This window comes from Okibacterium endophyticum, from assembly GCF_054780075.1.
Genome location: NZ_BAAGXA010000005.1, coordinates 426168 through 448399 on the forward strand (window position 1 = coordinate 426168; position 22232 = coordinate 448399).

Below are 22232 nucleotides of genomic sequence, written 5' to 3' on the forward strand. Positions count from 1 at the left end.
GTCACCCTGAGCGGGAGGAGCACATGATGCAGAGGCTGCGCAACACGCTGGCGAATCCGCAGACGCTCGTCACGGTACTGTGTGTGGCCTGCTTCGTCGCACCAGCGGCGATGATCGTGCAGGGCGCGTTCAAGACCGAGATGTTCGGGGAAGGCGGCACGTACACGGCGGAGATGTTCGTCGACGTCTTGACGTCGCCACGCGTCCACGAGGTGTTCGGGCAAACAGTCCTGATGGGCATAACGAGCGTTGTCCTCTCGACCGTGCTCGCTCTGCTGTTCACCGTTGTGTACGTCAAGACGAACACGCCGCTGCGTCGGCTCATCCCTCTCATCATGTTCGTGCTGATGGCGACGCCTGGCCTCTTCTTCGCGATCTCGTGGGGTCTGCTCGGCAATCAGAACGTCGGTCTCGTCAACGACGTCCTCGAGATGCTGCTCGGTCCGGCTGGACGGGTGGTCGATACCGAGTCGTGGTGGGGCATCGTGCTCGTCTCGGCGATGAGGCTGATCGCGCTGCAGTTCTTTCTGATGCTCGGCCCATTCCTCGCGCTCGACCGGTCGCTGGAGGAAGCCGCGCGGATGAGCGGGGCCGGGCCGCTGCGCACCTTCGTGCAGATGGAGATCCCCATACTGGCACCGGCGATCACTGGCTCGATGATCCTGTGCTTCGTCCTCTTTCTCGAGGCCTTCGATGCGGCCCAGATCCTCGGCGTTCCCGCCGGGATCTATGTCATCCCGACCGAGATATACGCTTACCTGTCGAACTCGACCGGCGCACAGTTCGCTCAGGCGAGTTCGATGTCGGTCCTGCTGATGGTCGTGCTCGTTGTGCTCGTCTTCGCTCAGATCCGCGTGCTTGGACGCCGCTCGTTCGTCACGGTCGGCGGCAAGGAGTCGCGGCCTCTGCAGCGCGACGTCGGCGGGTGGCGCTGGCTCTTCTCCACGGGCATCGTCGTGTTCGCGCTGCTCACGATCATTCTGCCGATGTACCAGCTCATCCGTGTCTCACTGTCACCCTTCCTCGGCGCAGACACCGCATTCACGCTCGACAACTACGAGGCCGTCTTCGACGACCCGCGGATGATCTCGGCCTTCTTCAACACGCTGGGCACGGCGGTGGTGAGCGCCCTGCTGGCGATGGTCGCTGCGACGGCGCTCAGCTGGGCTGCGCGCTTCCGGGCGGGCGCGGCATCCAGATTCATCGAATACAGCCAGTGGCTCGGTCTCGCGATGCCGGGTCTGATCCTGGCCCTCGGCGTGCTCTGGCTGTTCCTCGACGCCCCGGGGCTGTCGCAGTTCTATGGCACGCCCGTGATCATGATCTTCGCACTCTTCGTCGGTGTCATCCCTCTTGCCGGCCGCAGCACGTCTGCTGCGATCGCCCAGATCCCGCGTTCCCTGGAAGAGGCGGCCTGGGTCTCGGGCGCGTCGAGGTACCGAGCGATCTGGGACATCGTTGTGAAGCTTATGCTGCCGAGCCTCGCCAGCGGCTGGCTGCTGTGCTTCGTCGTCGTATGCGGAATCCTCAGCACACCACTCGTTCTCGCCGCTCCAGGAAGCACGTACCTCTCGGTGGAGATCTACAGTGCCTACGTCGAGGGGCGGGCGCCGCAGGCCGCGGCGGCGGCGCTGCTCCTCATCGCGAGCTTTCTCGTGCTGGCGCTCGTCGCTTTTGGGCTCTCGCGGCTTCTGAGGCGCCGGCCACGGCATCGCTCGGCTGCAGTCGGTGGAGCTGCGGCGCCGAGCCGTTATGGTTCGGGCCCTGCCCATTCGCCGCCCGCCGGCGGAATGCCCGCACCTCTCGACGGCGCAGCGCTCGCTCACACGGCGCCTGGACAGACCTACGAACCGGCGACCGTCGGAGGGAAGGAACCATCATGAAGATCGTCTTGGAAGACGTGGACAAGTCCTTCGCATCGAACCACATTCTGAAGAATCTGAATCTGAGCTTCGGTGACGGAGAGTTCGTCACGCTTCTGGGCCCCAGCGGGTGTGGAAAGACCACCACGCTGCGCTGCGTCGCCGGATTGGAGAACCCGGACGCCGGCACGATCACGGCGGGTGACCGCCTGTTCGCTGACGCGTCCGCCCACCGATATCTCGTGCCGCATAAGCGAAAGATCGGCATGGTCTTCCAGAGCTATGCGCTCTGGCCGCATATGACGGTGAGATCGAACGTCGCCTATCCGCTGAAGCGACGGCGTGTGCCGGCGAAGGATATCCGGAGTCACGTGGCACGCACGCTGGAAGCGGTCGGAATGGCGATCCATGCGGAGCGGTATCCGCACGAGCTCTCAGGCGGGCAGCAGCAGCGCGTCGCGCTCGCGCGTGGGCTCGTCTCGGCCGGTGGCGTTATGCTCTTCGACGAACCGCTGTCGAACCTCGACGCCAAGCTGCGCATCGCTATGCGGACCGAGATCCGAAGGTTGCACAACGAGTTCGGCAACACGTCGATCTATGTCACGCACGACCAGGAGGAGGCGCTGGCGCTCTCTGACCGCATCGTGATCATGAACGGCGGCGGGGTCGAACAGGTGGGGAGTCCCGAAGAGATCCATTCGTATCCGGTCTCGCGGTTCGCGGCCGACTTCGTCGGTTTCGAGAACATCATCGACTGCGTGGGCGGGGGAGACGCCGACGGAGAGGCGATGTTGACGGGAGGGCTGCGGTACCGAGCGGTCGCCGGGCGGCCGCTCCCCGAAAAGGGCCAATCGGTCGCGTTCCGTGGCAGGAGCATCCGCCTGGGTGTCGTCGACGGCACAGCGATCGTGGGCAGGGGCGTCATCCGAAACAGCACATATGTCGGCGAGGAGTGGGTCGCCACGCTCGAGACCGCGGACGGTCACGGCGTCTCGGTATCCGTGCCCGCCGGTTCCGAGCGGTTCATCGGCCGCGGCGGCGACGGCACGGCAGTGGACTTCTCCGTGCTCGCCTCAGACGTCGTGATCCTCGATCACTGAGAGCCACGGCCGCCGTCACGGTTTTCCACGATCATCTAGGAGTTATGCATGAGCGTCCACGAAGCGCAGTACACGATCATCACGCGCCCCGGCCTCGATCCCGAGAATGCGCCGGGAAAGCCTCCGCTTCCTCCGCTGCGGCGTGAGACCCTCGACCTCGGCGAGCTCGTTATGGAGAAGGACGTCGACGTGCGGCTCCGCGACGGAGCCGTGATCTACCTCGACGTCTACCGTCCCGCGAATCGTCAGTCTGATCTGCCGGTGCTGCTGGCCTGGGGTCCGTATGGCAAGCACAATACGAAGGACCGGCTATGGCCCGATGCCGGCGTCGAGCCGGGATGGATGTCTCCCCAGACGGGTTTCGAGGCGCCGGACCCGGCATATTGGTGCGGTCATGGTTATGCGGTGGCATATGCGGACCCTCGCGGGATGTGGAACTGCGAGGGCGAGGGGTTCCACAACGGCCCGCAGGAGGGCGCCGACATCTACGACACGATCGAGTGGCTGGGTGCGGCGGACTGGTCGAACGGGCGCGTGGGAATGCTGGGCGTCTCCTACCTCGCGGGCTCTCAGTACATCGCGGCGGCTCTGCGACCGCCGTCGTTGAAGGCCATCAGCCCCTGGGAGTGCTTCTCGGACTGGTACCGCGAGTTCGCCCACCACGGCGGGATCCCCGAGACCGGGTTCATTCCACGGGCATCCCAGAACATGGGGTACTCCCGCACACGCACTGAAGACACCGAGGCGAATGTGCTCGCCCATCCGCTGATGTCGGCGTACTACGAGGACAAGTATCCGTCGCTCGAGAACATAGTTGTTCCCGCGTATGTCGTCGCGAGCTGGAGCGACCACGGCCTGCACTCTCGTGGCACTCTCGAGGCGTTCGCGCGCATGTCCAGCGCCGAAAAGTGGCTCGAGGTGCACGGACAGAAGAAGTGGCGATACTTCTACCGCCCCGAGAGCGTGGCCCGCCAGCGGCAGTTCTTCGATCACTACCTGCTCGAGCGAGGACCGGGGCCGGCGGACTGGCCGCGTGTGCGCCTTGAGGTTCGGGAGAATGCAGGGCATCACAGCGAGCGCACCGGCGTTCCCTGGCCGGTTCCGGAAGACCGCGCCGTTCGTCTCCATGCCGATGCGGCCACCGGTCGTCTGCAGCACGCGACCGCCCTCGCTGGCTCGATCGAGCTGGATCCGCGCGTGGGCAGCGTCGATTTCCGATACCGGGCAGAAGCGGACATCGACGTGATCGGACCCATGCGCCTGCGCCTGTGGCTGGAGACGGAGTCGGCCGCGGACGCCGACGTGTTCGTTGCGATTCGCAAGTTCACACGGGACGGCGAGGAGATCCGCTTCCCCTTCAACGCCCTCTTCGACGACGGTCCCGTCGCGCTCGGATGGCTGCGCGCCAGCCACCGCGCGGTCGCCGAGACCGAATCCACCGAACTGCGACCGTTCCACCCGCACGATGCCGAGGTGCCGTTGGAGCCCGGTATAGCGGTGCCGCTCGACATCGAGATCTGGCCTTCGGGCACCCGGTTCCGCGCCGGCGACGAACTGCGTGTGTCGGTGCTCGGCCACGACTTCGTCGAGCGTGCCCCTGACCTCATGTCCCCCGTGATCCGTCATGATCGGCTGCGGAACGAGGGCACCTGGCGTATCCACACGGGCGGCGATCGGGATTCCTATCTTTCGCTGCCCGTGTTCGCGGCAGGTGCCCCGTGACGCGTGCGGCGCCCCGTTCGACATCACCCAAGGAGAGCAACCCCATGCCCAGTACCTCGGCCCGTCACATGGTCCTCACGACATTCCTGCTGCCCGCGGGATACCACCGCGACAGCTGGCGTCGGGAGGGGAGCCGCGCGGAGGAGCTCGGCGGTCTTTCGTTCGTCGCCGACCTGACGCGGATGGCGGAGGAGGCGAAGCTCGACGCCGTGTTCTTCGGCGACGTGGTCCATGCCACCGCCACCATGCGCGGGGACATCATGATGAACGGTTTCTATGAGCCCATCAGCGTGCTCTCGGCTCTTGCTGCGCTCACCAGGCACATCGGACTCATCGGAACCATGTCGACGTCGTTCACCGAGCCGTACAACGTCGCGCGACAGATGGCGGGACTCGACCACATGTCGGCGGGCAGAGCGGGCTGGAACATCGTCACGTCACGCGACGGCTTCGGCAACTTCGGGGGCCGCGGCGTGCCCGATCCCGAGCAGAGGTACGCTCGCGCCGACGAGTTCGTGGACGTCGTGCAGAAGCTCTGGGACAGTTGGGGAGACGATGCCATCCTCGTGGACAGAGCGTCGGGCCGCTGGCTCGACACGTCGAAGCTTCGGCCTATCGATCACCGAGGTGCTCACTTCAGCGTCGACGGACCGATCAACATGCCCAGGCCCCCGCAGGGGCGCCCGATTCTCGTGCAGGCCGGTTCCTCGGACACCGGCGTGGCTTTCGGCTCCAGGATCGCCGACCTGATTTACACCGCTCAGCCTCACCTGGAAGGAGCCCGATCGTTCTATGCGCGCATCAAGGAGAGCGCCGCGGCATACGGGCGCGACCCCGAGACGGTGAAGGTCGTTCCCGGCATCCTCCCGATCATCGGCGACACCGAGCGTGAGGCGAACGAGCTCGCCGACGAGCTGGGCTCGCTGCTCGACCTGGAGGCTGGACGTCGTCAGATCGCGGGAGATCTCAATCTGTCGATAGACGATATCGGCGACGACGAGCGGATCCCTGCCGAGCGGTTCTCGGAGGACCCCAAGCTCGGCACCCGCTACCACCTCTTCCGGCGCAAGAGCGTCGAGCAGGGGCTGACGCTGCGCGAGCTGATCGTTGACCGGGCTCGCTCGACGGGACACATGTGGATGGCCGGCACCCCGAGCCGGATTGCGGATGTCATGGTCGAATGGTTCGAGACAGGGGCCTGTGACGGCTTCAATCTGAACTCACCATACAACCCGGGCGGGCTCGAGAGCATCTGCACCCGGCTGGTCCCCGAACTGCAGGACCGTGGGTACTTTCGGACAGAGTACGAGGGGTCGACACTGCGTGAGAACCTCGGCCTCGAGCGGCCGTCGGCATGATGCCATGAGGAGAGACATGAGCGCGACCAGAGACGTCATCATCGACGCCGAGGCGTTCGCCGAGGCGGCAGGGCACCTGGCGAGCGGGGTCACGATCCTGACGACAGCCCTGGGTGGGCGGACGTACGGCACGACCGCCTCCGCCGTGCTTGCGCTGTCGAACGATCCGCCGATGATGCTCGCGTGCCTGAACCGGTCGAGTTCGACGCACGACGCGATCATCAGAGCGGGGATCTTTGCGATCAACATCCTCGGCGAGGATCAGGGAGGGCTCGCGCGCCGGTTCGGCAGCAAAGTCGACGACAAGTTCGCCGGTGTCGAATACCGTATCTCGTCGAGCGGTGGGGTTCCGATGCTCGGAGGCGCGCTCGCGACCCTCGTCTGCCGTGTGGAGGAACACCCGAGCGGCGGCACGCATTCGGTCTTCTTCGGTACAGTGCTCTCGGCCGAGACGACGCGCGGACACCCGCTCGCCTACTTCCGCGGCACGTTCGGGCGACTGGAACGGCTCCGGGAGCGCGAGGCCTACGACAGTGTGAGGCGGCTCGTTCTGGAGCGGAGCGTCGCGCCGGGCGACGACCTGGATGTCGAAGATCTCGCCGTGCGATTGGACGTCCGCCCCGATGACGTCCACAACGCACTCGTGAGGCTGTCGACGGAGTCGCTCGTCGAACGCGATGAGCGCGGAGCTTTCACGCCGAGCCCGATCACCGTGGAACTCAGCGACAGCCTCTACGACGCCAGGGCGAACATCGAGATCGGTGTCGTCGCCAATCATATCGAGCGGGTTCCGAAGAGTACCCTCCGCCACCTGACCGCGATCGTCGCGCGGATGGGAGAACTGCGCGCCTCATCCACCGCGGACTCGGCCGATTTTCTCTCACTGCATTCGGAATACCACGCCGCCCTCGTCGCTCTGTCGGGCTCCAGCCAGCTTGAGGAGTGGTATCAGCGCCTCAGCATCGCGCGCGTCTGGCGATCCGTGTGGAGCGAGTTGGAGTGGCGGGCGCTGCTCGATTGTCACTGGCTGACCGAGCTGACCCGCGCCCTCGAAGCGGTGGACGTCGATGAGGCGATCGCCTGCGTTCGCGCGTACAACGATCAGGCCAAACTGCTCGCTCGCGTGGCTATCGAGCAGCGCGGGGGCGCCGTGTAGGTTGCCGCTCTCGGTAGGGTGGCGAGTGTTCACAGCATCCGTTAACCGTCAGAGCCGAAGCTGGGCAGGTGCACAACGAAAACGAGAACCAAGAGCGCGAAGCAGTTGACGCCGTCTCGTCGCGGCTCGCGAAGAAGTTTCCGCACCTGCCCCTCAACCATGTCGCTGATGTCGTCGAGGCGCAATACGAGAAGATGAGGGGTGCGCGTCTTCGCGATTACATCCCCGTGCTCGTCGAGCACGGGGCCAAGCAGGTCTTGCGCGACCAGGCCAAGCAGAACTAGACCCCGCCGCGGCCGGAAGGTCAACCCCTTGGGCGCCATGCGCGACCTGCCTAGCCTCGGAAGAGGAAGGGAGACCGCAGATGAGCGATCCAGAGAACACCACACCAGACGAAGAACGCTTCATCACTGATGACGAGCGTTCAGCGCCGTCACCGGGAATCGATGATCAGCGTGAGGTGGCCCCCGATCCTTCAGACGCGGGTGAGGAGCCGTCGTTGCAGGAGCACCACAATCCTGAGACAGAAGAAGACACGGTCTCTGGCGGACCTGCCTAACCGTGATCGGCTATGTGAATCCGTCCGACACGATCGAGGAGGCACCAGATGGAACGCGAACCTGACAACGCTCACACAAACGACTTCGAGCCGGGAAACGACGATCCGAGCGTCGTGGTGGGGCCTCCGGCTCCACAGGACGAACTCGACACTCCCGTTGAGGAGCAGAGCGAAGACGTGAATTCGTCACCCGTGAAGCGGGCGCGTAGCGAGAGCGGAACGGAACCGGTCTCTGATGCCGAGGTGCGGTCTGACGAGATCTGATCGGCGCTTCGACACAGACGGACAGAAGAAGACGACAGGCGAGGGATGCCTGTCGTCTTCTGTGTGCCCATTCGCGGGCGCCGCCGGTTAGAACACGTGAGACAGTACAATGATGAGCACTGCCGCCACCAGGCTGGGAACGGCTGCAAGCCCGCACAGGTGTGTGGCGATTACTCGGTGTCGGGGGTTCGTTCTGTTTCGCGCCCACAGGCCGTACCCCAGTGCGAGCGCGAGCGACGCGGCGGTGACGACGAACGTGTCCATCGAGGCCTGCGCCAGATCTTGCCGAGCAGTCCGCTCGTTCGCCATGGTTGATCCATGCGGAGGCGGCTCCAGGAACGCAACGAAGAGGCCCACACCAGCCAGGGTGATAAGTAACGCGACAGCGCACCCGAGCACGAGGCCCCACGCCGCGACGAGCGGACGTCCTGAGCGCGAACGCCAGGCTGCGGTGTATGCGAATGCTGCCGCGAGTGCTCCTGAGCACAGTCCGAAGAAGATCGCTCTGGACGTCACAGTGTCGGTTTCGTCACGCAGGATCGGGCTAGACAGGTTCAAAGGACCCAAAGAGAAGAAGATCACACACACGGCGATCGGCACGAGGGCTGCCAGGACATGGGCCAGGGCGGTGCGCCACCAGGTTCTTTTCGGGGAAGGGGTCACAATCCGGCCTTGAGAAGGAGATTATCGGCACAGGCCTTCTTGAATTCGGTCAACTGAGCGGGCGTTGGGTCATCCGCACCGTCCAGGAACCTTCCGCGAGGATAATCTGGCCAAGGCCAGCTCGTAGAAAAGGTGGATTGAATATTGTTCTGGATCGCGGCGTTGAGGGTCATACCAGGCACCGTAAACCGGGCTCGTATGAACAGTTCGAGCCTCGTCTGCCATGACGGGTATTCTCTGAGCCAATTGGCCATTGAGTCGGAGAATGATGTTCCATCCCTGACGTCACGTCCGACGAGCCACCCGTCTGCATCAGCGATGAGGTCTGGTTGTCGCCATTGGGACGTTTCCTCTGTGCCGCCACCAAGATTATTGGCGACAAACTGAGTGATAGACCCGCCGCCGCCGTGTTTGTAATAGTTCGACCAGAGCTGGACCGCGTCGAGTGCCCAGCCGCCCAGATCCCCCATCTCGATGGTGGCTTTGCCCGCAACGGTTCCCCAATAGTTGATGCCCTGCGCGACGACGGCCAGATGCTCCAGGTCGCCTTCATAGTCCGGGGCGATTGCGCTGGGCAGACCAGCGAGCTCGAAATACATCCCTCGGGCCAAGACCCACTGGTCCGCAGTGGCAACGGGCAGCCCGAGTGCCGGGAACCGGGCGTAGACCAGAAACGGCCCGTAAGCATACTTTGTCCGCATGAGATAGAACATCAGGAAATCGTTGGCGAGAGATGCAGGAACCAAGGGATATTGGGCGATCGCGATCTCAGCGAGCACTTCTTGCCTGACAATATTCCAGCGGAGCTGTCTGCTTGCTGCGCTTTGTTCCGGTGTGCGCAGCACGAGTTCGCGGGTAGCCGGTTCCGCTCGTGACGAGACGGCATTCCGGTCAATATTGAGCGTATGCACTTCCTGGATCTGGTTGTACCACCACCCCTGTGGCATAGGGAATCCGAGGTTACCTGAATAGCCGGTGGACATCCCGCTCACCCAGATCGCTTCGGCCAGTCCCAAACCAACCGCCCTCGCGGCGACGTTTCGCGTCGCATAGATGCCAATCCGGTAGGTGATGGAGTGCGAGGTTCGAAGTCCATCCCTTACCCCTTCGAAGTAGGGCTTGATGAGCGATTCGATCTCCTGGTCGAAGGCGTCGTAGTCCACGGCGAAGAAGATGACGACTCCGTGCCGGAAGCCGAGCTGACGCGCGCGCATCGCGGCCTGTGCCCCGTGATCGTACCCGATGTCATATGAAAAGTACTCCGGCGCGTTGTTGTAGTTCTGAAAAATGGGAACCACACGGAAGCCAGCGTCGAATAAGACATCTAGCTCCCCTCTGCCTATTGCCTTCCCAGTCACCGTCAGGTAGCGACCTGCGATTGAGTACCCTGCAGCGCGCATCTGAGAAGCAAATGCAGGGGTGAATGTTTGGATGGTGTCGATCATGCTTACGGGGCGGTCTGGGTTTCCCGTGCTGACGAGAAGCGCCGCCCACGTGTCGTAGTCACCGTTGCCGGTCTCTGAGATCTCCATAAAATCCTGAAAACCCAGGGTGATCGCCCGGGTTCCAGCATTGAACGTACCCGTTCGCGCGACGTTATAGCCGTTGAATGCGAGAGCGAGCTGGAACAGCGAAACGAAGCGCGTCGCTCCGTCTGAGGCGCCCAAGGTCACTGTCGCCTGGGCACGAAGACCGCTTTGTGTGCTCGGCCCGAAGTTCCCATTGGCAACCGAATCGGCGATCCCGAGCTCATACTGGATTGCGAGCATAAGCCCCTGCTGAACGTCCCTGCTGAAGTGTCCGTCGCAGGGCAGGATGTCAAAGCCCGAGTGAGAAATGTACTTCGAGTTCAGCCACCGTTGCCCCTCACGGACGAGGTCACTGCCGCCGGCGGTCTTGACGTACGCGTCCATCGTCAGGAGTGACTTCATCAGTTTCACGTTCACTCTTGAGTTGGCCTCCACGCCGATGTTCCCTTGAGCCGTGGCCACTGCCGCGGCGACGGTATCCGACCATTCGCCGAGGTCTGCGCCACCCGGGAAACCTTTACACCAGAGCGCGCACTGCAAGATACCGACGATGCCGACATTGGTCGTGGATGAGGAAATGGAACCAACTTTGTTCACGAACGAGGAGGTTGTGCCTGAGCCGAAGTTGTCTGACAGCGATGTTATGCCCAGCTCGTACTGGAGCGCTCGAGTCAGTGCGTACATCGTCTGCCAACCCGTGATCCCATCCTGAGGGATCGGGTTGTAGCCGGGTTTGTCGCCGTAACGCCCGTTTACCCAGACCTGTGCCTTCAGCACCCAGATATCTATCATTTGTTTCTGCCCGTTCTGTTGCGCAGTGATGGGGGTGAATCCGCGTCGGCATTCAAACTTTGCCGCGTGCACTGCTCTCGATGAGAGGTGTTCCAGAGCTCGTGTTTGCTACCGCGGTCTCTGTTTGGGTAACGCGCTGCATCCCCGTCGAGGCTGCAGATGGGATGAGCGTCACCCGTGCGTAGGTAATGGCATCGGTAACTCTTGGGGAACCTGTTGCGACAGATTCCAGAATGACGTCGACGATTTGGTTCGCGGGTATGAGACTGTCGAGAGTGAGGAGACCGCCTGACTGCATCGAGCTGTTCTCTGGTGAAAAATGCCACAGAGAAGGTTCCCCGTCATCGCGTGTGACGACGGAAGACGGAGCGACTGAGCTGATTACATTAGCGTCAACAACAACCCTGATCGACGTACCAGCAGGTACCGGGCCAGGACCGACGCTGCGCAGCTGCAAGGAGGCCGGGTGCGCATAGGCAGAGCCGGTTGTTCCTGCGATTGAGCTGATCCGACCCCAAGCAACCTGGATCTCCGCACCCCACCCTTGCCCCGAGGAAGTATCCAACTGTGGGGAGAAGGCCACCTCTGCTGCTGGCACGGACATCGAGTTCGGCGTCAGGATCGCTGTCGCGTCTTGCAACATGCCGATGTTCTCGTGAGGGTAGAGCGGCAGAATCCGAAGAGGCAGGGAGACGTCGAGGGCGTCGGTGCCGACAGGTGGAAGGGTCAACGTCAGTGTCGCGATTGTTCCGCTCACGGAATGGGCGACTGCGATGCGACGAATCGAGCTTTCAGATACGACAGCTGCGTCGGTGCCGTCCCACTCCTGTCCACGGGCGTCGTAGCTGATCGCCACCTTTGCATTGGACAGTGTGTCTTTGCTGCCCGATATGGATAGTCCTTTCACAGCGGAGAAGGGGAAGTTCGTCGTGAACTCCTCGTCGAATACAGAGGCTGTTGTCGCCCACGGAGTCATGCTGAGAACGGTCGACGCGACTGCACTGGCGGGCCGAAGTGTGCCTTGCAGAGCGTTGAGCGAGAGCACGCCGATGGCTCCAGCAAGCAGATGTCGTCTTGTCAGGGCCATATGGTCACCGCACGAGAAACATCGTCCTTCGACTCGTAATGGAAGTATGAAACGCCGCTGGTAACGGCCGATGCGATGCAGATCGCGCTCTGAGCTGCGCCACGGAATCTCTGGGGGACGTGGGCCGCGCGTTCAATAGTCGCACTCGTAGTGCGCTGGGCACGCTCGTGCATAGTTTTCTCCTCTTTTCCCCTCAGCCTGTAATCGTCGAAGTATGGGCCTTGGAAGCGTGTGAACCACATTTCGAACGATAGGCGCTTGGCGCATTCACGGGCTATGTGTCGTAGGACACATGCAAACAAAAGCTTGAAAGAGGCGAACATCAGCACCAGCCAGCTGCTCGACAGCGTTTTAACCGCGCGTGGTACCACCGGATGCAGCTTCCCGCTTCCCCCGTTGGTGGCATATACGGCAGAAGCGTACGAGCGTAGGTTGGCCTCATTCTCGATGCGGTTCGGGGCATCGCGTCGGAACTCGAGAATCTGACAGCTCCCGAATATCACGCATCAAAAGGAGAAAGTTGAGAAAGTTCATAGCAGCGGCGACGGTTCTATCGGGTGTCGTCATCGGGTTGGCCGGGCTTTCCGCGGCGCATGCAGTGGGGCAGGACGAACTTGCTCCGAGGCAGGTTGGTGAGCACCAGTTCTATTCCGAAGATCAAATAGACGCCGTCTGGACGTCGATAGTCGAGGCATACCCGGAGCCACTCCCTGAGGGAGTCGAGTTCCCGAAGGTAGCGCCCTCTTTTCTTCACCCAGATGACGAGACCCCGAGCAACTTCGAGGTAGGCCTGGCTGAACAGGTTGCAGCCAAATATTGGCGCTGTGCCTGGCTCGATTCCACGATCAATGCCGGTGCCGCAAAGCAAATCTCAGCGCAAAGCGAAGCCGAGCGGGCACTTTCGAAATACTATGACCTGCCCGAAGTGGCTGAGAACTTTGACGAAAAGCGTTACGAAGCGACAGTCGAGGGGTGGGCCGAGCAACTGAAGACCGATCCCATTTCTGCCGAGTATGAAGTTGAGTGCAGTGACTACAGCGAAAGCAGCGAGACCAAATGAGTGAAACTGTCCAGAAAAAGCGCAGCGCGCGTCATCGCTTCGGCAAACTCGTCCTAGCGGTGACAGGCGTAGCGGCGATGACGTTTGGGGTGGCAGCGCCGGCGGCGGCCGCCACCGCCGCGCTTTCGCAATACACCAACTACAACGAGACGTACTACTGGAACACCCCGAGGGAGAACAAGCAAGCGAGAAATCAGGTCCGGTACTACGCAGCGAACAATCCCACGTGTGGCGGTGGTCTGGTGATCTCGATCAGGCCGAACGGTGGCGCGAACATAGCGACTGCGCGCGCGTCCCTGGGATGGGCCACTTTCATAACCCCGAGCGGGGCGGCCTGGGTGCCGCGCGGGGTCTTCTATACCAACACGAAGCTCGTCAGCGCTGGAGGTTGCGGAGCCGGCGCCACGTGGAAGGGTACCCTTTCTTGGAACATCGCGGTCTAACCTACTGGTGGCTTCGTCAGGGCGACGAGGCCACCAGTACCAATGCAACAGAAACTGATGGCGGAGCCGAAAGTCTCGCTATGACGGGAACTCTATGAAACTCTTACGTGTCAGCGCACCAGTTGTCGGGCTCACCATACTGCTCCTCCTATGTGGATGTGCGACATCGTCCGAGGGCTCGGGAGCGATCGCTCCGAGCCCAGAAGTGGATGTATCGGTGCCCCAGACGGTGATCACCCCCGAAGTCGCATTGGGCAAGACCTGTGGAATGCTCTCGGTGATAGCGACGACTGAACATAACGCCTTCGTGGATCGCGAGGCCGGTACAGTGTCCGCGGAACAGTATGCTGCGCTCTCGGCAAGCATCCACACCGGTTACCGCCTGGTTTCTCAAGAAGAACCGCAAAGCGTCAGCGCTGAGGTTGAAGCGATATTGGCGTACTTCGATGGGATCGAAATCCAGAGTTTTGATATGAGGAACGAGGAGTACCGTCTTCTCGTGCAGCCGCTGTCCGATACGTGCTCGGCTGCCGGAGTCCCCGTCGCCGTTTTCGCAACCAGCGGAGGCTGACCCGGCAGGACACTGTTAGAGAGACAGTGTGTCTACCGTCTCGTCAAGGGTCGTCGAGGAGCTGAAACAGGAGCCGTCCCGCAACCACCTAGATGACGATTATGGTCCCATATCGAGAACGCCATAGAGTCGTGCCTTGTTCACCGCATCGATTCGGCTCTCGGCGTCCAGTTTCCTGAAAATGTTGCTTATGTGACGTTTCACTGTGCCCGGGGCAATACCAAGTTCTTTCGCGATTCGGGCGTTCGAGTGGGCGCGGCCGATCAACTGGAGAACCCTCGCTTCGCGGGCGGAGAGCTTTCGCGGCCCGCCGCTCCTTGCAGTCGCATCATCCTGAAGGGCGTCGGCATCCTTGTCGGAGAGAGCTCGGACTGCACTGATGATGGCGGTGCTGCCGAGAGACTTCGTCAGAAATGCGGATGCACCTGCGAGCCTCAGCTCATCTCCTAATACACGGCTGGTGTGCATCGTGAGGACCGCGATGTGCACGGCGGGCGCGTTTCGCCTTATGCGGCGAATTGTCTGCGCGGTCGGCGGACCGGGCATCTCTACGTCCAAGAGCAGTACGTCTGGCGATTGCTCAACGACGGCGCTATAGGCTTCCTCGCCCGTGGCGGCTTCAGCGACCACAGTCAACGTCGGGTCAGTACGCAGGATCGCTGCCAAGCCCTCGCGCACTAACCGATGATCGTCCGCAACGACGATGCTGATGGCGCGAGCCGTAGTCATGCCCACGTCGGATGGGCTGGCAACTGTAGCGTCACGGTGGTCCCGTCGCCCTTCTCCGTCTCGATAATGAGATCCGCTCCGATGAGTTCTGCTCTTTCGCGCATCCCGAGAATTCCGAGCGACTGCGACTGCGACGGCGTCGGGGGCCCGAATCCTATGCCGTCATCGACGACGGTCACAACAAGACCTTCTCGACTCCATACAAGGCCTATCTTGACGGGCTTGTCAGTCTGCGAGTGCCGTCGAGCGTTTCGTACTGCTTCGATGATGATCATGAATGCCTCGTCAAGCATCGCTTGTGACAGAGGCAGCTGAACGCCCGTCTCCGTGAGCACGACTCTTGGCAGAGAAGCCTCAAGACTGACCGCGTACTCCTGAAGGGCATCGCTGAGCGTGCGTCCTGCGAGGCTTTGCCGCAGGTCGGACGCAAGTCCCTGCACTTCATGAAGAGTCTCATCCAAAATATCGAGCACAGACTGCATCATCAGGCCTGCGTTCGCGGGCAGACCGCCGGAAGCGAGTTCGACTCGTTGTCGCGCGGCGAGAACCCCGTGTGCAACGCGATCGTGAAGGTCACGTGATACTTGTTTTCGCGCATCCTGGTAGACAGACGCGACTCTCTGCCGGAGATTGTCGGTATAGGCAATCGCGCCTGGTGGGAATCTGCGAAATATCGAGTGATGGAGCAAACTTGCGATGGTCACAGCGTCAACACCTCGAGTTGCTCCCCGCTGCGCGAGTATGGATAAAGAGACGCTGAAGAGGACTTCCGCACCCATAAGCGATTCGGCAGGATGCCGGTTCTGGTTGGCCCTCAGTTGACCCGTTCGGTGAAGTGCCGGTGTCGACGAATAGTCGATCGAAACAGGCAGAAGGGGTGGTCGAAGGTCGTCATCGATGAGCGTCAGGGTCTCATTCAGTATCGAAGAACACTGCTCCGCAAAATCGGAGTCCAGCACACCGTCTATCGCCAGGCTGCTACCGCGTGCAGACAATGCGTCGGCGAGGACCGGTACTATTCGAGCGCATATGCGCTCATACTCGGAGGATTCGGGGGTGGGCGCCGCGCTCATGCTGCACAGACTAGCCCAATCCTCTCGCCGTGCTTCTTCTGACCCTCGCGATTCAAAGCGTGTAAGACAGCACGATGACTTGTCCGCCGAGGGCTTCGAGGAAGAATATCTTCCAGTTGCCGAGGCTTAAACGGTCGGGGGTTCAGAAACCGAAGTGAGCAGATCTCACGGCCGTCTCGCCGACTGACGGTCTTCGCCGCGACAATCATTCCCTTCACGGGAAGCTAATCCTTCTCTGCCTCCGTAAAGCAGAGATTGAAGAGGCGGTCAGCAGGGGAAAGCTCATCCCAAGACCGCTTCTGCTCCACAACCACGTTCCAAGAGGCTCCAGATTGTAAGAGCATCTGAGGCAGCACGAGCGCACTCGACGTAGATTCCTCCACGTTCGAAGCTCGTGCAGCCTCAACGCGCGCTTCGATCTCCGGCTCTGAACAGGCTTCCTTCTCGGCTGCGGAGATCTCGACCCAGATCTCTGATGGATCATGGCTTACTTGGGCCTGAGGAACTGTCGTCGAGTGTCCATACTCAGCGGCACAGCCCGTGACGCCAGCAAGCGTACCGAGCACGACCGCGACGATCCCTAAGTTCCCGCGCATTTTGCTCATCCTGAATACTGTGAGAGCTCCACTTGGTGAACGCGTACGGCACCAGGTAGTTCATCGAAATAGTACTTGGCTGTCGAAGCGTTCCTCCACAACGACCAGTAGTAGGTGTTGTTCTGAGAGTACATTACATGCCCTCGCCAGGACTGCGGGGAGAGCCATCGCACAGGGCCGAAACCGGCTCCATAGAAGGCGCTTTTGCCTGCACCCGACCAGCAATAGTACCCAGCTCCGCTATAAGGCTCGGGTACATAGAAACGGTACGGTTGTTGGCCACTTGGCCAACAACCGGTCGTTGCAGCAAATGGGGTGACCACACCACCCGAGTCGGACACCGGCACGTGCATCGGTTCTATAAGTTGATCCGGAACATCGATTCCGAGTGCTTCCTCACTCTCACGAAGCTCGTCCTGTTCTGCCGCCTGGGCCGGCGTAAGTGACTCGATGAACTCCGTCTGGGCGGCCACGGCGGAGGCGCTCGCGCCCGCGTCCTCAAGCTCGGAGGGGAGAACAACGAGGGCCTCCGGAGGAACTGAGGGCGGCGCGTCGTCCGCGTACGCTGGACCAGCAGTTGCGCACGAAACAATCATCATCGCGGCGACTAGTGCTACGGAATATCGTGACTGGATTCTGATCTTCGTCATTGTGGCCTTCCTATCGATTTTCTTCGGCTGTTGATCGCGTCCTGAGTCTTATATGTGTGCGATGGCCCTGTGCGCAGGCCCCGTCCCGCACCCAACGCGGCCCGCGAACGCACAGCAAAGCCTGCGATGACTATGTCGAGTACAACGAACGAGCTGCCCACACTCCTCAATCGTCAGGAGCTAGCGACACCGAGGTCACGGTGAGTCCCTGCCTACGTTGGTACTCAGACGTTATGACCCGCTCTAGATGTCTGGCGATACGCCTTTAGGCACATTCCCTCTCCAAAAGGCCCCGCGCCGTACCCGTCCATGCTGATGAAGCTGACCACTCTCTGCAGATCAGCGCCCTCAGACGGAACTCGCGGAGCTCTTCCTCGTCTCCCGCACCACGAGCTATCGTGAGGTCCAACGCAGAGCCGCCGGGCAGACCGCTCGTTAGCGGGTGTGGTGCGTTGACCGGTTGGGATCCCGTTTGCCCGCGCGGAAATACGTGCATCAGACGAAGCAGGCCTCCTTTCGCTGATTCCTCCAGTTCTCCTGACACAATGACCGCGTGAGTGATGAGTGGAAACCGCCCTATAAACCAGGGGTGGAGAGAACCGAAGACTCGGTTACCTCCTCGGGTATCTTGGGCCATCAAACGCGTTGCAGTCGGAGCACTTTTCAGCGTCGGGATCTTCGTGCTCGCGATCGGAGTGTGGGCTGACACGCAAGAGCTGTACCTCTGGGTGCTGGGAATGCAAACCGAACAGTTCTTCGCGGCAGGGATTATTTGTTCAACGCTTGCGATCACCCTTGCCAGCTTCCTCGTACCCGCGCGCGGGGTGAAGCGGAGCGGATCGCTGTTCCGCTCCGAGCGCTCGCGGTTGTCCTTGCATCTGTGCTCGTACCGTTCAACATGCTGTGGTTCTCACTTGAGAAGCTGACGCCTCTCGACCTGCCCGAGTGCTATCCGACGGTCGTGTTCTTTGAGGGTTGGTTCGCCGCCGGCGACGGCAACGTGTCGTTCTACGCGCCATCGGGGATTTGGCGAGGTGAGCCAGTCGCCCACGCCCACACCACAGGCCCAGAGGTGTTCATCGGCCGCAAGTTCGACATCGAACTTGAATCGGAAGGGGTGCGTCTCAGCTACACCGCCAATTCAGTACTGATTCCAGTGACCTGCGATTGAGCCGGCCCATGCCAACCCAGCTGTCGTAGCGTCGTTCTTTCAGATCGCGGCCGTCGGAGACAGTATTGGAGGCACTCGTGAAGCGGCGGACAGCGAGAGCGGAACGGAGCCGACCTCTGACGCCGAAGCGCGATCTGACGAGATCTGATCGACACTTCGAGACAGACGGACAGAAGAAGACGACAGGCGATCGACGCCTGTCGTCTTCTTCTGTGCCCATTGGCGGGGGAGTGCCGCTAGACGACAACACCCCGTGAGATGAGGAACGCGGCCGGATCGGTCGTCTCGCCGTCGAGCACCACCTTCAGATCGAGGTGGCAGCCGCTCACGACCCCGGTGGCCCCGACCTCGGCGATGAAGGCTCCGCCGGCGACCACGTCACCCACCTGCACCTGGAACGAGCCAGAGAGAAGGTGACCGTACATGGTCTCAATGCCGTCGCCGTGATCGATGACGACCCTGTTGCCATAGGCGCCTGCGTTGCCGACGAAGGTGACCCGGCCGGCATTCGCAGCACGGACCGGAGTGCCGCACTCGTCACCGAAGTCGATTCCTTCGTGAAAACTGTTCGAGCATCCCGCCGAATTGCAGATCAGCGCACGCGGTCCATATGGCGACGTGATCTCGCCGGGTGCCGGGCGCCACCAACCCATCGTCGACGGGCTCTCATAGCCCGCCTTCGCCTCTGAAACGTTGTATGAATAGCCGGATTCAGCCCTGGCCGAAATGAGATCGTTGACGCTTGTCGCAGAGTATGAGTCGCGCTCGACGGCCTCTGCCTTCACCTCGTCACTCACCACGAGGCTCTGCCCGGCACCGGTGGTGATGTGCGAGTTCGCGTCGGCAGTCGTCTCTGGCAACGAGAAAGCAGGCAGCGCGACGGTGCCGAAGATGCCAGGCACGACGAGCGCGACGATAATCGTCCCGCGTACGGACTGTCGCCCCCCTGACGCTCTCGAGCGCGGTGCGAAGACCTCGCGAAGAGCTGATGACACCCAGCGGCGGCGCCGCGGTGCCGACCGTGAAACGGATTCCTCCGCCTGGCTCGGGTGGTTCGGCTGGGGCGCACGCGCGGAGTCGGTGCCGACGCGATGCTGCGCCGAGGCCGGAGTCGACGGTGAGGCGGGCGCCGACGTGAACACCGCTGACGCGTCAGAAAGCGACGCCCGCGCGGTGCGGACCGAACGCCGGGTCTGTGGTGCCGCGGGTGTGGTCGGTGCGTTTGGGTGATCTGGTGTCGTTATCGTGCGCTGCTCGGGGCCGTTCTGCGCACCGGAGCCGAATGCACGAGTGGCGCGCAGGCTTCGTCTGGTAGGGAGTGTGTCGGCGGCCCGCGGTGATGCGTCGGGGGAGCGGGAGCCTTCGTGAGGCTGGGGGTTTCCGTGTGGGGCCAAAGGTGTGTCTCCGGCGCCTCGTCAGCATCAGCTGTCTCGTCCACAGGCATACGTGGTTCACACGAGGAGACGAGCGGGGAGGCGCCTCGTGCCGGACGCAACTGCCAGTCAGGCATGCGCGTCACAAAAATGGGGGCAACGACGCCGTGTTCAACAGCGCCGCCCGATCACAGTAACAAATCGGTAACGACGTTGCCAATCCCTTTCGACTCTCACAGTCAACGCGGAGGGGGAGGCGAGACACGTGCCCTCTCATCGACGCCCGGCACGTGAGAAGACACACCGTAGGCTGGTGCCATGACCACCACGGCTCTCGGCGCCGATCAAAACGGCGTCCACGCTCCCACCGGGGTTGCGATCGCACAGTTCGTTCCCCGCGCTGACACCGAGGCGAACCTGGAATCGATACGCGCTCTCACCGTTCGCGCGTCGGAGCGCGGGGCGACCATTGTCGTGTTCCCCGAGTATTCGAACTTCTATGCCGAGCCGATGGGCCCGCCGTTCGTCGCGCGGGCCGAGGACCTCGACGGCGTCTTCGTGCGGACGATCGGGGCGCTCGCCACCGAGCTCGACGTTCACATCGTCATCGGAATGGCGGAGCGAGTCAGTGCCGACGAGACACGCTTCAGCAACACGGTGGTTGCCGTGGCGCCGGGCGGCGATGTGGTCGCACAGTATCGCAAGCAGCATCTCTACGACGCGTTCGGGCAGAAAGAGAGCGATTGGGTCGTTCCCGGCGACACCGGACGGCCGCAGACCTTCTCGAGCGGCGGGCTCCGCTTCGGGCTGCAGACCTGCTACGACATCCGGTTTCCCGAGGTCAGCCGCCGCATCGTCGATGCGGGCGCGAACGTGCTGCTCGTGCCCGCCCAGTGGGTGAGGGGTCCGCTCAAGGAGCACCACTGGCGCACCCTCGTCACGGCACGTGCCATCGAGAACACCGCATACGTGGTGGCTGCCGACCACGCGCCGCCGACGGGTATCGGAAACAGCCTCGTCGTCGATCCAGCGGGCGTGGGTGTGGCCTCAGTCGGAACAGAGAGCGATGTCGCCGTGGCCTTCCTCTCGCCGGAGCGCCTGCTCGAGGTCAGACGGTCGAATCCGGCGCTCTCACTGCGCCGGTATGCGGTGGCACCACTACCTGACTGACCTCAGACGCTCAGCGCGGCAGTTCAGCGCGCGTGCAGTCCGGCAAACCGCGAGACGGCATCTTCGAGCACGGACCGGCGCTTGCAGAACGCGAATCGCACGAGGGTTGCATACTCGCTGCGGCGTTCAGGGTGCACGAAGGCCGTGACCGGAACCCCGACCACGCCGACCCGCGCGGGGAGTTCACGACAGAACGCGGCAGCGTCGTCGACACCGTGCGCCCGGGCATCCGCAATGACGAAGTAGCCCGCCGCGGGGCGTGCGACGTCGAAGCCGGCGGATGCGAGCCCGTCGGTGAGCAGATCGCGTTTGGCGCGCAGGTCGGCGGCGATTCCGGTGAAGACATCGTCGCCGAGCCCGAGACCGACGGCGATCGCCGGCTGGAACGGAGCTCCGCTCACGTAGGTGAGGAATTGCTTCACCGTGGTGAGCGCCGTGACGAGCGGCGCAGGCCCGGTCGCCCAACCGATCTTCCACCCCGTTGTGCTGAACGTCTTTCCGCCAGACGAGATCGAGATGGTGCGCTCCCAGCCCCCGGGCAGGCTTGCCAGTGAGACGTGCGGGGCGTCGTAACTGAGATGTTCGTACACCTCATCGGTGACGATGACGGCGTCGTGCCTGTGGGCGAGGTCGACGATGAGGGTCATCGTCTCTTCGGTGAGCATCGAACCGGTTGGATTGTGCGGAGTGTTCACAATGATGACGCTGGTCTTGTCGGTCACAGCGGCGCGCAGGTCGTCGTGATCGGGTTGGAAGTCCGGCCAACGGAGTGGGACCGTGCGGTGGTGCGCCCCGGCGAGTGCGATCAACCCGCCATACGCGTCATAGAACGGCTCGAACGTCACCACGTCGTCTCCGGCCTCAGTGAATCCCAGGATGGCTGAGGCGAGTGCCTCGGTCGCACCGGCGGTCACAACGACCTCGGTGTCTGGGTCGACCTGAACACCGTAGAAGCGATGCTGGTGGTCAGAGATCGCCCGACGTAGCGTGGGTGTGCCGCGGCCGGGCGGGTACTGGTTCGCGCCGTCGGCGATCGCCCGCCTGGCCTCGTCGAGCACCTCTGCCGGTCCGTCTTCATCGGGGAAACCCTGGCCCAGATTGAGTGAGCCGGTCGATTCCGCGAGTGCGCTCATCTCGGCGAAGATGGTCGCACGAACGCCGTCATCGCCGATCAGAAGACCCGCACCCGCGGCCGTTCGCCGCCAGGAGCCGTGTTGTGTCATACTCATGCCTCCGTTGAGGCAAGGCTATCGTCCGTTCAGAGCGCCCAGCCGAAGCGTGAAAGCGCATCCATCGACGCTGCC

21 protein-coding genes are annotated in these 22232 nt (G+C 62.4%); 13 read left to right on the top strand and 8 right to left on the bottom strand.

From position 1 onward, the window contains the following. Window positions 1-23: 23 nt before the first annotated feature. The 8 genes from ACYVF5_RS06205 to ACYVF5_RS06240 all read left to right on the top strand — a co-directional run bounded on the left by ACYVF5_RS06205 (window position 24) and on the right by ACYVF5_RS06240 (window position 8021). On the top strand, window positions 24-1883 hold the full coding sequence (locus ACYVF5_RS06205; protein WP_460944412.1) for an ABC transporter permease: 1860 nt from the start codon (window positions 24-26) through the stop codon (window positions 1881-1883). After that, entirely contained in the window at window positions 1880-2962 is a 1083-nt protein-coding gene (locus ACYVF5_RS06210; RefSeq protein ID WP_460944414.1) for an ABC transporter ATP-binding protein, read from the top strand. Before ACYVF5_RS06205 ends, ACYVF5_RS06210 begins: the two co-directional genes overlap by 4 nt. Window positions 2963-3010: 48 nt before the next feature. Continuing rightward, window positions 3011-4684 (top strand): CocE/NonD family hydrolase, encoded by a 1674-nt coding sequence (locus ACYVF5_RS06215; protein ID WP_460944416.1) that lies wholly within the window; start codon window positions 3011-3013, stop codon window positions 4682-4684. Between the two features lie 44 nt (window positions 4685-4728). Continuing rightward, window positions 4729-6042, top strand: a complete 1314-nt coding sequence (locus ACYVF5_RS06220; RefSeq protein WP_460944418.1) for an LLM class flavin-dependent oxidoreductase — start codon at window positions 4729-4731, stop codon at window positions 6040-6042. Between the two features lie 16 nt (window positions 6043-6058). Next, window positions 6059-7198 (top strand): flavin reductase, encoded by a 1140-nt coding sequence (locus ACYVF5_RS06225; protein ID WP_460944420.1) that lies wholly within the window; start codon window positions 6059-6061, stop codon window positions 7196-7198. 68 nt (window positions 7199-7266) lie between these two features. Further along, entirely contained in the window at window positions 7267-7482 is a 216-nt protein-coding gene (locus tag ACYVF5_RS06230) for a three-helix bundle dimerization domain-containing protein (protein ID WP_460944422.1), read from the top strand. An 80-nt stretch (window positions 7483-7562) separates the two neighbouring features. Continuing rightward, window positions 7563-7757 carry a hypothetical protein gene (locus tag ACYVF5_RS06235; RefSeq protein ID WP_460944424.1) on the top strand — a complete coding sequence of 65 codons (195 nt, stop codon included), beginning with the start codon at window positions 7563-7565 and terminating at the stop codon, window positions 7755-7757. A gap of 48 nt (window positions 7758-7805) precedes the next feature. Then, a complete protein-coding gene (locus ACYVF5_RS06240; RefSeq protein ID WP_460944426.1) occupies window positions 7806-8021 on the top strand; it encodes a hypothetical protein in 216 nt (71 codons plus the stop codon). 87 nt (window positions 8022-8108) lie between these two features. Here ACYVF5_RS06240 and ACYVF5_RS06245 read toward each other — a convergent pair whose 3' ends face one another. The 3 genes from ACYVF5_RS06245 to ACYVF5_RS06255 are packed head-to-tail and all read right to left on the bottom strand — an operon-like array spanning window position 8109 to window position 12092. Further along, entirely contained in the window at window positions 8109-8684 is a 576-nt protein-coding gene (locus tag ACYVF5_RS06245; protein ID WP_460944428.1) for a Brp/Blh family beta-carotene 15,15'-dioxygenase, read from the bottom strand. Then, entirely contained in the window at window positions 8681-11077 is a 2397-nt protein-coding gene (locus ACYVF5_RS06250) for a glycoside hydrolase domain-containing protein (RefSeq protein ID WP_460944430.1), read from the bottom strand. Before ACYVF5_RS06250 ends, ACYVF5_RS06245 begins: the two co-directional genes overlap by 4 nt. Beyond that, window positions 11058-12092, bottom strand: a complete 1035-nt coding sequence (locus ACYVF5_RS06255) for a hypothetical protein (RefSeq protein ID WP_460944432.1) — start codon at window positions 12090-12092, stop codon at window positions 11058-11060. Before ACYVF5_RS06255 ends, ACYVF5_RS06250 begins: the two co-directional genes overlap by 20 nt. Window positions 12093-12612: 520 nt before the next feature. Here ACYVF5_RS06255 and ACYVF5_RS06260 point away from each other — a divergent pair. From ACYVF5_RS06260 to ACYVF5_RS06270, 3 genes are all read left to right on the top strand, one after another. Continuing rightward, window positions 12613-13152, top strand: a complete 540-nt coding sequence (locus ACYVF5_RS06260; RefSeq protein WP_460944434.1) for a hypothetical protein — start codon at window positions 12613-12615, stop codon at window positions 13150-13152. Further along, window positions 13149-13595 (top strand): hypothetical protein, encoded by a 447-nt coding sequence (locus ACYVF5_RS06265; RefSeq protein ID WP_460944436.1) that lies wholly within the window; start codon window positions 13149-13151, stop codon window positions 13593-13595. The genes ACYVF5_RS06260 and ACYVF5_RS06265 overlap by 4 nt, the downstream gene beginning before the upstream one ends. A gap of 217 nt (window positions 13596-13812) precedes the next feature. Then, window positions 13813-14166 (top strand): hypothetical protein, encoded by a 354-nt coding sequence (locus ACYVF5_RS06270; protein ID WP_460944438.1) that lies wholly within the window; start codon window positions 13813-13815, stop codon window positions 14164-14166. Between the two features lie 99 nt (window positions 14167-14265). On the opposite strand, the gene ACYVF5_RS06275 is transcribed toward ACYVF5_RS06270, so the two are convergent. From ACYVF5_RS06275 to ACYVF5_RS06285, 3 genes are all read right to left on the bottom strand, one after another. Further along, entirely contained in the window at window positions 14266-14895 is a 630-nt protein-coding gene (locus tag ACYVF5_RS06275) for a response regulator transcription factor (protein WP_460944440.1), read from the bottom strand. Then, window positions 14892-15968 carry a sensor histidine kinase gene (locus ACYVF5_RS06280; RefSeq protein ID WP_460944442.1) on the bottom strand — a complete coding sequence of 359 codons (1077 nt, stop codon included), beginning with the start codon at window positions 15966-15968 and terminating at the stop codon, window positions 14892-14894. Before ACYVF5_RS06280 ends, ACYVF5_RS06275 begins: the two co-directional genes overlap by 4 nt. 224 nt (window positions 15969-16192) lie before the next feature. Further along, window positions 16193-16573: a hypothetical protein gene (locus ACYVF5_RS06285; RefSeq protein ID WP_460944444.1), complete on the bottom strand. Its 381-nt coding sequence runs from the start codon at window positions 16571-16573 to the stop codon at window positions 16193-16195. Between the two features lie 1521 nt (window positions 16574-18094). Between ACYVF5_RS06285 and ACYVF5_RS06290 the strand changes: the two genes are divergently transcribed. Next, window positions 18095-18385 (top strand): hypothetical protein, encoded by a 291-nt coding sequence (locus ACYVF5_RS06290; protein WP_460944445.1) that lies wholly within the window; start codon window positions 18095-18097, stop codon window positions 18383-18385. 236 nt (window positions 18386-18621) lie between these two features. Here ACYVF5_RS06290 and ACYVF5_RS06295 read toward each other — a convergent pair whose 3' ends face one another. Continuing rightward, window positions 18622-19287: a M23 family metallopeptidase gene (locus ACYVF5_RS06295; protein ID WP_460944447.1), complete on the bottom strand. Its 666-nt coding sequence runs from the start codon at window positions 19285-19287 to the stop codon at window positions 18622-18624. 789 nt (window positions 19288-20076) lie between these two features. On the opposite strand from ACYVF5_RS06295, the gene ACYVF5_RS06300 reads away from it, so the two are divergent. Next, window positions 20077-20928 carry a carbon-nitrogen hydrolase family protein gene (locus ACYVF5_RS06300; RefSeq protein WP_460944449.1) on the top strand — a complete coding sequence of 284 codons (852 nt, stop codon included), beginning with the start codon at window positions 20077-20079 and terminating at the stop codon, window positions 20926-20928. Between the two features lie 23 nt (window positions 20929-20951). On the opposite strand, the gene ACYVF5_RS06305 is transcribed toward ACYVF5_RS06300, so the two are convergent. Further along, entirely contained in the window at window positions 20952-22151 is a 1200-nt protein-coding gene (locus tag ACYVF5_RS06305) for an aminotransferase class I/II-fold pyridoxal phosphate-dependent enzyme (protein ID WP_460945293.1), read from the bottom strand. Window positions 22152-22232: the final 81 nt, after the last annotated feature.